The organism is Congregibacter variabilis (genome assembly GCF_045689235.1).
Lineage (GTDB): Bacteria > Pseudomonadota > Gammaproteobacteria > Pseudomonadales > Halieaceae > Congregibacter > Congregibacter variabilis.
Genome location: NZ_CP136864.1, coordinates 2,642,102 through 2,654,918, shown reverse-complemented (window position 1 = coordinate 2,654,918; position 12,817 = coordinate 2,642,102). Strand labels below are relative to the sequence as shown.

Genomic DNA, 12,817 nt, shown 5'->3' with positions numbered 1-12,817 from the left:
GATGTTGGACAAGGAATTAAGTGAAGGCTTAAAGGATCTCGAACTTGGTCTCGGTACAGCCCAGCAACAACTGTTGCTCGATTATCTAACACTCCTGTCACGCTGGAATAAGACCTACAACTTAACCGCGGTACGTGATGAGCGTGCAATGGTGACTCGCCATTTGCTGGATAGTCTGTCGGTGCTTCCCCATTTACAAGGACAGCGCTTTATTGACGTTGGGACCGGCGCGGGGCTACCAGGGATACCTTTGGCAATAGCCGCACCCACTCGTCAATTCACTTTGTTGGATAGCAATGGTAAGAAAACCAGGTTCTTAGTGCACGCCTCCAATGAGTTGGGGCTGACTAATATTGAGGTAGTTAAATCCCGCGTCAGGGACTATAAACCCACACATATTTACGACACGGTTTTGTCCAGAGCCTTTGCTTCGCTCGATGATATGATATCCAGCTGTCAGCATTTATTGGTTCCCGGTGGGGATTTTCTGGCTATGAAGGGCCAGCATCCGGACGAGGAACTGCAGAGCGTTGAATCCGGCTCGTTTCAGATTTCAACGATTGATTTACAGGTACCCGGGTTATTCGAAGACCGTTGTTTAGTTCGGATACAGACAAACCCCGATGCCGATAGAGACAAGTGATGATTAAATCATTAGGAGTTAAAGAGAGAGTGGGATCTTGGCGCGGATAATAGCCATAGCCAACCAGAAAGGTGGCGTGGGAAAAACCACCACCTGCGTTAATTTGGCCGCGTCCCTCGCAGCTATGCGCAAACGCGTACTGTTGGTAGACCTTGATCCCCAGGGCAATGCGAGCATGGGTAGCGGCGTCGATAAGTACTCGCTAAAACGCAGTACCTACGACGTGCTTGTCGAAGCCTGTGCGGTCTCTGACGCTATTCAGACTCCGCCAGAAAGTGGTTTTGATGTACTTCCTGCTAACGGTGATGTGACGGCCGCCGAAGTAGAGCTTATTCACGTAGATGGCCGTGAACGACGTCTTCGTTCCGCTTTGGGAAAGGTACAATCCAGCTACGACTACATGCTGATTGACTGTCCACCCTCGCTCAACCTTTTGACACTCAATGGCCTAGTCGCTGCCGATGGCGTGATTATCGCAATGCAATGCGAATATTTTGCGCTGGAAGGGCTGTCAGCATTACTCGATACTATTGAACAGGTACGGTCCAGTGTGAATGTCTCACTAGAGGTCGAAGGAATCCTGCGTACCATGTACGACCCCAGAAATAGTCTTACCAATGCAGTTTCTGGCCAGCTACATGAGCACTTTGGCGATAAAGTTTATCGAACAGTGATTCCCCGCAACGTTCGTCTTGCGGAAGCACCCAGCCATGGCGTTCCAGCGATGCATTACGATAAGTATTCGCGAGGTTCCCGGGCGTACATGGCTTTAGCCGGTGAAATGATTCGTCGCGAGGAGCGCCTCCGCTCACCCAATGACATGGGAGCCTGATTATGGCCACTAAACGTCGCAGTCTGGGTAAGGGGCTTGATGCGCTGCTAGCCGGCAGTAGTCGTCCCGAAGAAACACGGGCAGTAGAAACGTCCAGTAACGAAAAAGGCTTGTTACGGGAGTTGCCTGTGGATCTTATTCAGCGCGGTCAGTACCAGCCACGACGAGATTTTGATCCCTTTGCTTTGCAGGAACTTGCGGACAGCATCAAAGCCCAGGGCGTTATGCAACCGATCGTCGTCCGTCCCATTGCCAATGAGCGATTTGAAATTATCGCCGGGGAGCGGCGTTGGCGGGCTGTGCAACAGGCTGGACTGGATAGTATTCCCGCATTGATTCGCAATGTATCTGACGAAGCAACGGTTGCGATGTCGCTCATAGAGAACATTCAAAGAGAAGACCTCAATCCCATTGAAGAGGCGTATGCCCTCGAGCGCTTGCAAGACGAGTTTGAAATGACGCAACAGCAAGTTGCTGATGCCGTGGGAAAATCGCGCTCCGCTGTTGCTAATTTACTCCGTCTTACTTCCCTGCCGCATGACGTGCGTACGCTTTTGGAGCATGGTGACCTGGACATGGGGCACGCACGCTGCTTGTTAACCCTTGAGGCAGAACAGCAAGTACAGTTGGCCCGGCGTGTGGTCGCAAAAGGACTGTCTGTGCGCCAGGCAGAAGCTTTGGTTCGCCAGCTACAATCTGACAAACCAAAGCCCAAAGCCAAAACCATGGATCCAAACATCCGCAGCCTTCAGGATGAACTGTCGCAAAAGCTGGGCAGCGCCGTGCATATTCAGCACAGTTCCAGTGGCAAGGGTAAATTGATTCTGAATTACGGCAGCCTTGACGAGCTCGACGGTATTTTGAGCCACTTAAAGTAGTTCGGGACACTCTCCACCAGATATAGATGCCAAACTACTTTATTGCTCCAGATGTAGTGGGGTTGGGAAGCAGCGTATATTTTAACTGCTTCTGGCGAAGGCACTGGTAATTGAGAAAGCCACCCCTAATTCGCAAGTAGATGTGAAATAAGGAATTTTTCTAGGAACGCGGCCCCTACAAACTTGAATGCGGTAGGTTTAACTTCTATAATGCGCGCCGCCCAAATCAGGACGTACGTTTAGTGGCGCAAGATAGGGTGAGGGAACAGGCTACTCAGGCCACGCGCAAGACGCCCCCTCGGCCGCAGTATCTGCGGACCACGCTGATTCAGTTGTTGCTGCTGTTGATTGGCGCGCCGATCGTGTATTGGGCGGCTGGCTTGGTCAGTGCAAGTTCGATGGCCTACGGTGCCTTATGCAGTGTTCTGCCTCAGGCGTATTTTGCGGTTCGAGTAACCGTGGCGTCCAAGCACAGCGCACAGCAGGCGGCCCGAGCAGGTTTGGCCGCTGAAGGTGGAAAGTTTGTGCTCAGTGCGGTGTGTTTTGCACTGGTGTTTGCAGTTTTAAAACCTGAACAACCCGGGTTGGTGTTTCTTGGTTTTGGGGTGTTTTGGGTAATACAGGTTGGTGGCGGGATCCGCCTTTTGCGAGATTCGCGTTAGCAATTTACATCAGCCAGTCACATTAGCTGTTTACGGAAGAAAAGAGAGTTGGCCCCTCAATATCGGGGTCACACACACGAAGGTCATAGGAAGAGCGCAGGGCAAAGAGACACATGGCAGGCGAATCTCAGACAATTTCCGACTATATCGTCCACCATCTGACGAATCTCACCTATGGAAAACTTCCTGGTGGTTATCACCGGCATGATGGCAGCACTGTGCAAGAGGGCGGTGTCTGGACCATGGCTCACGGTGGAGAAGAAGCGACCGCTATGGGCTTCAACGCCATCCACGTCGATTCAATGATCTGGTCTATTGGTCTTGGAATATTGTTTTGCTGGTTGTTTCGTAGCATCGCTAAAAACGCGTCCTCTGATGTTCCTACAGGACTGACCAATGCGATTGAGATGGTTGTTGGTTTTGTTGATAACACCGTAAAAGACACTTTTCATGGCCGCAACCCCATGATCGCGCCACTTGCGCTGACCATCTTTGTCTGGGTGTTCCTGATGAACCTTATGGACCTGTTGCCGGTCGACCTAATTCCCCACACCTTGATGCTCGTTGGTGTCGAGTATCAAAAAATTGTGCCATCTACTGATCCCAACATCACCATGGGCATGGCTGTGGGCGTATTTATTTTGATGCTCTACTACTCAATCAAAGTTAAAGGTTTCGGCTTTGTAAAAGAGCTGACACTCAACCCGTTTAACCACCCGCTTTTCATTCCCGTAAACCTGTTTATGGAAGTTGTTGGCTTGCTCGCAAAGCCCTTTTCTTTGGGTCTACGATTGTTTGGCAACATGTATGCCGGCGAAATGATCTTTATTCTTATTGCTGCGCTGTTTAGCGCAGGCGTTATGTGGATGTTACCCGCGGCCTTGATGCAGGTTGGTTGGGCTATCTTCCACATCCTGGTAATCACTTTGCAGGCGTTTATTTTTATGGTGCTGACGATTGTATATCTCAGCATGGCTCACGAAGACCATTAATTAATATCTACCGATTTACAAACGAAACCTTAGAAACTTTTAGACTTTAGGAGAACACAATGGAACTGATCTACGTTGCTGCTGCAATCATGATGGGCCTGGGCGGTCTTGGTGCTGCGATTGGCGTAGGCCTTCTCGGCGGCAAGCTGATTGAAGGTTCTGCACGTCAGCCGGAGCTTGCTCCCAAGCTGCAAACCACCTTCTTCCTCGGTGCTGGCCTGGTAGACGCTATCCCCATCATTGGTGTTGGTATTGCGATGTTCCTGATCTTCGTTGTTGCACCTGGTGCAGCGGCTTAATACGCCGGATTACTTATCCCATGACGGCGGTTGCCGTCTGCGTGTTTTCGCAAGGAGCAGGTAGTGAATATTAACCTTACCCTCATCGGGCAAATGCTGGCGTTTGTGGCCTTCGTCGTCTTCTGTATGAAGTACGTCTGGCCACCAATTCTGGCCGCGATGCACGAGCGTGAGCAGAAAATCTCTGAAGGCCTGGCAGCAGCCGACAAGGCCAGCCATGATCTCGAATTGGCTCAAGAGAAAGCTGTTGAGCGCTTGAAAGAAGCCAAAACCGAAGCTGCGGGCATCGTCGATGCCGCTAATCGTCGCGCTAGTCAGATCGTTGACGAAGCAAAAGACGCAGCAGTGGCAGAAGCTGATCGCGTTAAAACAGCAGCACAGGCTGAGATTGAGCAAGAAAGCAACCGCGCGCGGGAACAACTGCGCAGTCAGGTAGCAGCTCTATCATTGGCTGGTGCAGAAAAAGTTCTAGGCGCTTCTATCGACGCATCAGCTCACGCTGATATCGTCGACAAGCTCGCCGCTGAACTCTAGGTCTGATTTATGGCAGAGCTCAGTACTCTCGCACGGCCCTATGCTCGAGCGGCGTTTGAATACGCCAGCACAGAGAATGCTCTGAATGAGTGGCTATCAGAGCTACAACTGGTTTCGGTTGTGGTGGCTGACGAGGCTGTTCGGAATCTTCTTGGTGATCCATCACTAACAACAGAGAAGCAGGCCGATGCGTTTATCGGGCTTCTTGGTGATGAGCTTGGCGACAGTCGTAAGCGATTCCTGCATGTACTTGCAGAAAACCGTCGTCTTGGCCTTGTGCCGAATATTTTGACGCAGTTTGCGCAGCTTAAAGCGCAGCGAGAGCAAAGCGTCGACGTGGAAATGGTTTCGCCCTTTGAGGTGCCGGATGCGGTTCGCGATCGTATTTCGCAAGCACTGAGCAAGCGCCTGGACCGCGAAGTGGTTATGAGTACCAGTATCGACAGCAGTCTTTTGGGCGGCGTACTGATTCGCGCAGGCGACCTGGTTATTGATGGCAGTGTTCGGGGACGGCTGAACAAGCTGGCCGAAGCACTGACAAACTAGTTTTTGAGGAACAGATAATGCAGCAACTGAATCCATCTGAAATAAGCGATCTGATTCGCCAGCGAATCGATCAGCTGGACGTCAGCAGCGAAGCACGTAACGTCGGCACCATTGTTTCGGTAACCGACGGCATCATCCGTATCCACGGTCTTACCGACGTGATGTACGGCGAGATGATCGAGTTTGATGGCGGCGTTTACGGCATGGCGCTTAACCTTGAGCGCGATTCTGTGGGCGCGGTTGTTCTGGGCGACTACAAAGGATTGGCCGAAGGCCAGTCTTGTCGGTGTACCGGCCGTATTCTGGAAGTACCCGTAGGTCCTGAGCTTCAGGGTCGTGTTGTAGATGCACTGGGCACGCCTATCGATGGAAAAGGCCCGATTAATGCTGCTATGACAGACGCGCTAGAAAAAGTTGCACCGGGTGTCATTGAGCGACAGTCGGTTGATCAGCCCGTACAGATTGGTCTCAAAGCAATCGATGCCATGGTTCCTATCGGTCGAGGTCAGCGTGAGCTGATCATTGGTGACCGTCAGATTGGTAAAACAGCCATCGCGATTGACGCCATCATTAACCAAAAAGGCACGGGCATTAAGTGTGTTTACGTCGCCGTAGGCCAAAAAGCTTCTTCTGTAGCATCGGTCGTACGTAAGCTCGAAGAGCATGGCGCCATGGACCACACAATTGTGGTTGCCGCCAACGCTTCTGATCCGGCCGCTATGCAGTATCTTGCCCCGTTCGCCGGTTGTACCATGGGCGAGTATTACCGTGATCGCGGCGAAGACGCCTTGATCATTTACGATGATCTTACCAAGCAGGCCTGGGCCTACCGTCAAATTTCGCTGTTGCTTCGTCGACCACCAGGTCGTGAAGCTTACCCTGGCGACGTTTTCTACTTGCACTCGCGTCTTCTGGAGCGCGCTGCTCGTGTTAATGCAGATTATGTTGAGAAGTTCACCGACGGTGCTGTGAAAGGCAAGACCGGTTCTCTCACCGCTTTGCCTGTTATCGAGACACAGGCCGGTGACGTATCGGCGTTTGTACCGACCAACGTGATCTCTATTACCGACGGACAGATCTTTCTCGAGACAGACATGTTCAACTCTGGCGTACGTCCAGCGATGAACGCGGGTATCTCGGTATCTCGAGTAGGTGGTGCGGCACAGACTAAAGTCATCAAGAAGCTATCCGGTGGTATTCGTACAGCACTGGCACAGTATCGAGAGCTTGCAGCATTCTCTCAGTTTGCCTCTGATCTTGATGAAGCCACAAAAGCGCAGCTTGATCACGGTGAGCGTGTAACCGAGCTTATGAAGCAAAAGCAGTATTCTCCGCAGAGCATCGCTGAGATGGGTTTGATTCTTTACGCCGCAAACGAAGGGTATCTGCAGGATGTCGACGTCGCCAAGATTGGAGACTTCGAAGCTGCGCTTCTGTCCTTTGCGCATGCAGAATACAGTGAGCTGATGAAGAAAGTAGTTGATACCGGCGATTACAACGACGAAATCGCAGGTAGCTTCTCGGAGCTTCTTCAGAAGTTCAAGTCCACGCAGACTTACTGAGTCCGGAGAAGCATAAATGGCAGCCGGCAAGGAAATTCGCACTAAGATCACGAGTATCCAAAGCACTCAGAAGATCACCAGTGCGATGGAAATGGTCGCCGCAAGTAAAATGCGGAAGGCTCAGGATCGTATGGAAGTTGGTAAGCCTTATGCTCGCCGAATTCGATCGGTCGTTGGCCACATAGCCAACTCCGCACCAGAGTATCGTCACGTGTTCATGGAAGAGCGCGAGGTAAAGCGCGTAGGTTTTATCGTTGTTTCCACGGACCGTGGTCTTTGTGGTGGCCTGAACATGAACTTGTTCAAGGCAACGATTCGAGCCATGAAAGAGTGGGCTGACCAGGACATTGAAATTGATTTGTCGTTGGTGGGCAGCAAGGCGATTGCATTCTTTAATAGCTACGGCGGCAACGTTATTGCTGTAGCGCGAGATATTGGTGAAGACCCCTCGCTGGAAGATCTCATTGGCGGCGTTAAAACGATGCTTGACGCCTACGAAGAAGGCAAGATCGACCGCCTGTTCTTGGTGAGCAACGAGTTTGTTAACACCATGACTCAGACGCCAACAGTGGAGCAGGTGCTCCCGCTGCAGGCTGAAGACAGCGAAGAGATGAAGCATCACTGGGATTATATCTACGAGCCCGAAGCCCGCGACCTCCTTGAAGGTTTGCTAACTCGGTACATTGAGTCTCAGGTATATCAGGCGGTTATTGAAAATGCCGCCTGTGAGCAAGCAGCACGGATGCTCGCGATGAAGAACGCGACCGACAACGCCGGTGACATTATCGACGAGCTGCAGCTCATTTATAACAAAGCCCGTCAGGCGGCGATTACTCAGGAACTGTCTGAGATCGTTAGTGGCGCGGCGGCAATTAGCTAGACATAAACATTGTTCTGGCGCTGTGCCAGAGTGAAACAAGCAACAGAATAGTCGGCCGCGCAACCTGGGTGCGACCGAACAATTTGCAAGAAGAGGAACGCACATGAGTAGCGGACGAGTCGTACAGATCATCGGCGCAGTTATCGACGTGGAATTTCCCCGTGATGCTGTCCCGCGGGTTTATGACGCGCTGAAGATCACAGAGAAGGACATCACTCTGGAAGTTCAGCAGCAGCTTGGTGATGGCGTAGTTCGCACAATTGCCATGGGCTCTTCCGAGGGCTTGTCCCGCGGATTGGGTGTAGAAAACACCCAAGCGCCAATTGCTGTGCCCGTGGGCAACGAAACGCTGGGCCGCATTATGGACGTGCTGGGTAACCCCATCGACGAGCGCGGGCCTATTGGTGAAAAGGAACGTGCCTCTATTCACCGCGCGGCACCTACCTATGAAGAGCTGTCTGCTTCGGATGACCTTCTAGAAACAGGGATTAAGGTCATCGATCTCGTCTGTCCATTTGCCAAAGGCGGTAAGGTTGGATTGTTCGGTGGTGCGGGTGTTGGTAAGACCGTCAACATGATGGAACTGATTAACAACATCGCTTTGCAGCACTCAGGTCTGTCTGTTTTTGCCGGCGTTGGTGAGCGTACTCGTGAAGGTAACGACTTCTACTACGAGATGCAGGAATCAAAGGTTGTAGATCTTGAGAACCTGCCTAACTCTAAAGTAGCTATGGTTTACGGGCAGATGAACGAGCCCCCCGGTAACCGGCTGCGTGTAGCACTAACAGGCCTGACCATGGCCGAGAAGTTTCGTGACGAAGGCCGTGACGTTCTACTGTTTATCGACAATATTTACCGTTATACCCTCGCGGGAACCGAAGTATCGGCACTGCTTGGACGTATGCCGTCAGCGGTGGGCTACCAGCCTACACTGGCCGAAGAAATGGGTGTACTTCAGGAGCGTATTACTTCTACTAAGACCGGCTCTATTACATCGATTCAGGCGGTATATGTACCTGCCGATGACCTTACGGATCCATCGCCAGCGACAACGTTTGCTCACCTGGATTCTACCGTTGTACTGTCGCGTGATATTGCCGCAAAAGGTATCTACCCTGCGGTAGACCCTCTTGATTCAACATCTCGTCAGCTGGATCCTTTGCTGATTGGTAATGAGCATTACGACACTGCGCGCGGCGTACAGAACGTACTTCAGCGCTATAAAGAGTTGAAAGACATCATTGCCATTCTTGGTATGGACGAGCTGTCTGAAGAAGATAAGCAAACCGTAGATCGCGCTCGTAAGATTGAGCGTTTTCTTTCTCAGCCTTTCCACGTAGCAGAAATCTTTACGGGCGCGCCTGGAAAGTACGTGTCCCTGAAAGACACCATTAGCGGGTTCAGTGCGATTCTTGCCGGAGAGTATGATCACCTGCCAGAGCAGGCGTTTTATATGGTTGGCAGCATCGACGAAGCCGTCGAGAAAGCAAAGAACCTGTAATCAGCGCCACCCAGAGGTAAGACTATGGCCATGACCATTCATTGCGACATCGTCAGTGCGGAGGAAGAAATTTTCTCTGGCCTGGTTGAGTCGTTGGTCGCCACCGGTGAAGTTGGTGAACTGGGGGTGAACTACGGGCACGCTCCTTTACTGTCAGCGCTGGTTCCCGGTCCTGTTCGCATTACGCTGCAAAATGGCGATGAGCAGGTCTACTACGTATCCGGTGGCTATCTTGAAGTTCAGCCTGGCGTTGTCTCGATTCTGGCTGATACAGCAGTGCGTGCTCATGACGTAGATGAAGCTGCAGCAGAAGAAGCACGACGTGAGGCCGAGCACGCATTGGCAAATCAAACGGGTGACTTTGATTACGGTCGTGCATCATCTCAGTTGGCAGAAGCAGCCGCGCAGTTGGCTACGCTCCGTAAGATGCGTAATCGATCGGGTCGCGGTAGCTAAATTTGCTGACAGACTGACCTTAAAACCCCGGTGCTACCGGGGTTTTTTGTTTCTGACTTTTGTCCGGCGGGACTATCAGGACTCGTTGAGTTTTTTAGGTCGCCAGTTCAAAGAGCGCTCCACAGACGCAATCATGTCTGAGGCAATGTCTTTGCCTGTGGCTGTTTCTATACCCTCAAGACCGGGAGAAGAGTTGATCTCCAGCAATAACGGTCCTTTGGCAGAGCGAATAATGTCGACCCCCGCTACCTGCAAGCCCATGGTTTTAGTGGCTTTTATGGCTAGTTTTCTTTCTTCCGGCGTGATTCTGACCAATGCAGCCGTTCCGCCCTGGTGAAGGTTTGCGCGGAACTCTCCCGGTGCTGCCCGACGTTCAATCGACGCAATAACTTTACCGTCGATAACAAAGCAGCGCAGGTCGCGTCCTTGGGCTTCCTTAATAAACTCCTGAACCAACAGGTTGGCGTTCAAGGACTTAATCGCATTGATAACGCTTTCGCCAGCTTTGCGAGTTTCGGCGAGCACGACGCCACGGCCTTGGGTACCTTCCAAAAGCTTTACGATGAGCGGTGCTCCGCCGACCATATCAATAAGGTCTGAGGTATCCATGGGCGAGTTGGCAAAGCCCGTGGTGGGAATATCAAGCCCTTTGCGCTGCAGTAGCTGTAGGGAGTAAAGCTTATCGCGGGAGTAACTGATTGCAGATGCGCTGTTTAAGGGGTGCACCCCGATACTCTCGAAGTGCCGAGTCAGTGCGCAACCGTAGAAAGTCAGCTGCGGGCGTATTCGTGGAATGACGGCATCGAAATCGTTCAGAATCCAGCCGCCGCGATAGTGGATCTCGGGTGTTTCGGCATCAAGCTTCATGTAGCACTGCTTAATATCCAGAAAAACCATGTCATGACCGCGGTTCGCGCCCGCCTCCATGATCCTTTTGTTGCTGTACAGCTCGGGGTTTGACGCCAGAACGCCAATTTTCAGGCCCGATGATGGCTCATTAGCGACGCCGTACATTTGCGACAGTTGCGTGGGCGTGAGGTCGCCAACGCTGAAGCTGGCTGCGGGGTCTACCAGCATGCGACCGCTCATCGCCTCGCGACCCAGCAGCATGCGATAGCCCATCGTGTCGCGATTACTCAAGGTCAGCTCGATGTCAAAACTCGATCCGCCAATGTGTACGGTGCTTGCAATAACGTAGCGCTTTTCCCTATCTCCACTGGAGCTTTTTACGAAGCGTCGGTCTACCACGGGTGCTTCACAGCGCACCGTAGTCTTTCGATTCCGTTGGATGGGATGCACCTCGAAACTTATCCATTTCTCTCCGCCGCGGTTAAACATATGAATATTAAACGCGTGTAATGAGGAGGTTTTTGCGCCGCTGTCCACCCGCGCTTTCACGGCTGGAATACCCAGGCCTGGAAACGAGCACCACTCTTCGCTACCTACAATAAGTTTTTGATCGTGATTCACGTTGTGTTCCGTCCATAAGGTGCTGGCACGAGAGGCTACCAGCGATTGCCCGCCGCTGTCTGCTAGTGTTTTAAGCTGTGAACCAGTCGGTAATACTCGTGTTGTAAAGCTTCTTGCAGTCGGTACTATCGTGTGTCGGATTATTAAATAAGGCCGGTCAATAACCGGACGCTTTGCTATGAAGCTTGAAGTTGTCATTCTTGCCGCAGGTCAGGGAACGCGGATGCGTTCTGCTTTGCCAAAGGTTTTGCATCCTCTGGCCAAGCGACCACTGCTTGCGCATGTTTTGGACAGTGCTCGGGCACTTATGCCCGTGCGCATTCATGTGGTTATAGGACACGGCTCCGAAAAAGTTCGCGACGCTTTGGATGACACAAACATTGTTTGGGTGATGCAGGAGGAGCAGCTTGGCACCGGTCATGCGGTTCTTCAGGCGATGCCAGGTGTCGATGCCGATTCAACGGTATTGATCCTTTATGGCGATGTACCTCTACTGCGTTCTGGCACCTTGCAAGACCTCGTGGATAATGCGCCCGCGCTTTTGACGGCTGAGCTTGATGACCCCCACGGTTATGGCCGAGTGCTTCGCGATAGCGGCGATCAGCTCCTGGGCGTGGTTGAGCATAAAGATGCGACCGAAGAGCAACGCGGCGTAAACGAAATTAATACAGGTGTGCTCGCCTATCCCGCCCAACTACTTGCGGATTATCTTCCTCGAGTGGGCAACGCCAACTCACAAGGAGAGTATTACCTCCCCGATGTGCTGTCTATGGCGGTCAAGGAAGGCCGCTGTGTCGCCGCACTTCGCGCTAATGAACCCAGCGAGGTGATGGGGATTAATGACCGTGTGCAGCTTGCAGAAGCAGAGACCGTTTATCGTCGCCGCGCCGCAGAGGAGTTAATGATTGCGGGAGTGTCTTTGGCAGACCCTAGCCGTATCGATATCCGTGGCCGTTTGCACTGTGATCGTGATGTATTCATCGATGTGAATTGCGTATTCGAAGGCAAAGTGAGCCTTGGAGAGGGGGTGCGCATTGGCGCTAACTGCGTCTTGCGCGACTGCTCAATCGCTGCGGGTACTGAAGTTCACCCCATGAGTCATATTGATGGAAGCGAGCTTGGCCGGGACTGTTCTGTGGGCCCTTATGCGCGGTTACGGCCGGGCACGGTACTGGCCGACGGCGCTCGTATTGGCAATTTTGTAGAGACCAAAAAAGCCGTTATTGGCCAGGGAAGCAAAGTAAATCACTTGAGCTACATCGGTGATGCAGAGCTTGGCACCGGCGTAAATATTGGCGCTGGCACAATCACCTGTAATTACGATGGCGTCAGTAAACACAAAACATCGCTTGGCGATGGTGTGTTTGTGGGCTCCAACAGCACCCTCGTTGCACCGCTTGAAGTCGGAAACGGCGGTTTTGTAGGCGCCGGCTCTACCGTGACTCGAGATGTTCCCGACAGCGCCCTCGGTGTGGCCCGGGCCAAGCAACGCAATATCGATGGATGGCAGACGCCTAAACAGCGCGCCGAGAATGACAACAACCCTGGTCGGGGAGACTGAT

The 12,817-nt window shown here is 52.2% G+C and carries 14 protein-coding genes and 1 pseudogene; 13 read left to right on the top strand and 2 right to left on the bottom strand.

Translation table 11 applies throughout. From position 1 onward, the window contains the following. Position 1 precedes the first annotated feature (1 nt). The 12 genes from rsmG to R0135_RS11695 all read left to right on the top strand — a co-directional run bounded on the left by rsmG (position 2) and on the right by R0135_RS11695 (position 9,785). Positions 2–643, top strand: a complete 642-nt coding sequence (rsmG, locus tag R0135_RS11750) for a 16S rRNA (guanine(527)-N(7))-methyltransferase RsmG (RefSeq protein WP_407347043.1) — start codon at positions 2–4, stop codon at positions 641–643. Positions 644–680: 37 nt separating this feature from the next. Then, a complete protein-coding gene (locus R0135_RS11745; RefSeq protein WP_407347042.1) occupies positions 681–1,475 on the top strand; it encodes a ParA family protein in 795 nt (264 codons plus the stop codon). Between the two features lie 2 nt (positions 1,476–1,477). Beyond that, positions 1,478–2,353 carry a ParB/RepB/Spo0J family partition protein gene (locus R0135_RS11740; RefSeq protein WP_407347041.1) on the top strand — a complete coding sequence of 292 codons (876 nt, stop codon included), beginning with the start codon at positions 1,478–1,480 and terminating at the stop codon, positions 2,351–2,353. A 242-nt stretch (positions 2,354–2,595) separates the two neighbouring features. Then, entirely contained in the window at positions 2,596–3,015 is a 420-nt protein-coding gene (locus R0135_RS11735; RefSeq protein ID WP_407347040.1) for an ATP synthase subunit I, read from the top strand. Between the two features lie 113 nt (positions 3,016–3,128). After that, positions 3,129–4,007, top strand: a complete 879-nt coding sequence (atpB, locus tag R0135_RS11730; protein ID WP_407347039.1) for a F0F1 ATP synthase subunit A — start codon at positions 3,129–3,131, stop codon at positions 4,005–4,007. 59 nt (positions 4,008–4,066) lie between these two features. Then, the gene (gene atpE / locus R0135_RS11725) at positions 4,067–4,306 is read left to right on the top strand and encodes a F0F1 ATP synthase subunit C (RefSeq protein ID WP_008293388.1); all 240 of its coding nucleotides are present in this window, start codon (positions 4,067–4,069) and stop codon (positions 4,304–4,306) included. 63 nt (positions 4,307–4,369) lie between these two features. Next, positions 4,370–4,840 carry a F0F1 ATP synthase subunit B gene (locus tag R0135_RS11720; RefSeq protein ID WP_407347038.1) on the top strand — a complete coding sequence of 157 codons (471 nt, stop codon included), beginning with the start codon at positions 4,370–4,372 and terminating at the stop codon, positions 4,838–4,840. A 9-nt stretch (positions 4,841–4,849) separates the two neighbouring features. Further along, positions 4,850–5,386, top strand: a complete 537-nt coding sequence (locus R0135_RS11715) for a F0F1 ATP synthase subunit delta (protein WP_407347037.1) — start codon at positions 4,850–4,852, stop codon at positions 5,384–5,386. 17 nt (positions 5,387–5,403) lie between these two features. Further along, positions 5,404–6,948 carry a F0F1 ATP synthase subunit alpha gene (gene atpA / locus R0135_RS11710; RefSeq protein ID WP_407347036.1) on the top strand — a complete coding sequence of 515 codons (1,545 nt, stop codon included), beginning with the start codon at positions 5,404–5,406 and terminating at the stop codon, positions 6,946–6,948. Positions 6,949–6,964: 16 nt separating this feature from the next. Further along, complete coding sequence (gene atpG / locus R0135_RS11705) at positions 6,965–7,828, top strand: F0F1 ATP synthase subunit gamma (protein ID WP_407347035.1); 864 nt, start codon at positions 6,965–6,967, stop codon at positions 7,826–7,828. A 103-nt stretch (positions 7,829–7,931) separates the two neighbouring features. Then, positions 7,932–9,329, top strand: a complete 1,398-nt coding sequence (gene atpD / locus R0135_RS11700; protein ID WP_407347034.1) for a F0F1 ATP synthase subunit beta — start codon at positions 7,932–7,934, stop codon at positions 9,327–9,329. Positions 9,330–9,353: 24 nt separating this feature from the next. Next, entirely contained in the window at positions 9,354–9,785 is a 432-nt protein-coding gene (locus R0135_RS11695; protein WP_407347033.1) for a F0F1 ATP synthase subunit epsilon, read from the top strand. Between the two features lie 75 nt (positions 9,786–9,860). On the opposite strand, the gene rimK is transcribed toward R0135_RS11695, so the two are convergent. Together rimK and R0135_RS11685 are read right to left on the bottom strand one after the other, a co-directional pair. Continuing rightward, the gene (rimK, locus tag R0135_RS11690; RefSeq protein ID WP_407349916.1) at positions 9,861–10,766 is read right to left on the bottom strand and encodes a 30S ribosomal protein S6--L-glutamate ligase; all 906 of its coding nucleotides are present in this window, start codon (positions 10,764–10,766) and stop codon (positions 9,861–9,863) included. Positions 10,767–10,895: 129 nt separating this feature from the next. Further along, positions 10,896–11,453 (bottom strand): annotated as a pseudogene (locus R0135_RS11685) (ATP-dependent zinc protease); the annotation flags it as partial. On the opposite strand from R0135_RS11685, the gene glmU reads away from it, so the two are divergent. Then, positions 11,434–12,816: a bifunctional UDP-N-acetylglucosamine diphosphorylase/glucosamine-1-phosphate N-acetyltransferase GlmU gene (gene glmU / locus R0135_RS11680; protein WP_407347032.1), complete on the top strand. Its 1,383-nt coding sequence runs from the start codon at positions 11,434–11,436 to the stop codon at positions 12,814–12,816. The pseudogene R0135_RS11685 and the gene glmU sit on opposite strands and share 20 nt — an antisense overlap. Position 12,817 lies beyond the last annotated feature (1 nt).

Coding starts and splice junctions, on each gene's coding strand:
- rsmG (WP_407347043.1), top strand. CDS start 2: ATGTTGGACAAGGAATTAAGTGAAGGCTTAAAGGATCTCGAACTTGGT.
- R0135_RS11740 (WP_407347041.1), top strand. CDS start 1,478: ATGGCCACTAAACGTCGCAGTCTGGGTAAGGGGCTTGATGCGCTGCTA.
- atpB (WP_407347039.1), top strand. CDS start 3,129: ATGGCAGGCGAATCTCAGACAATTTCCGACTATATCGTCCACCATCTG.
- atpE (WP_008293388.1), top strand. CDS start 4,067: ATGGAACTGATCTACGTTGCTGCTGCAATCATGATGGGCCTGGGCGGT.
- R0135_RS11715 (WP_407347037.1), top strand. CDS start 4,850: ATGGCAGAGCTCAGTACTCTCGCACGGCCCTATGCTCGAGCGGCGTTT.
- atpA (WP_407347036.1), top strand. CDS start 5,404: ATGCAGCAACTGAATCCATCTGAAATAAGCGATCTGATTCGCCAGCGA.
- atpG (WP_407347035.1), top strand. CDS start 6,965: ATGGCAGCCGGCAAGGAAATTCGCACTAAGATCACGAGTATCCAAAGC.
- atpD (WP_407347034.1), top strand. CDS start 7,932: ATGAGTAGCGGACGAGTCGTACAGATCATCGGCGCAGTTATCGACGTG.
- R0135_RS11695 (WP_407347033.1), top strand. CDS start 9,354: ATGGCCATGACCATTCATTGCGACATCGTCAGTGCGGAGGAAGAAATT.
- glmU (WP_407347032.1), top strand. CDS start 11,434: ATGAAGCTTGAAGTTGTCATTCTTGCCGCAGGTCAGGGAACGCGGATG.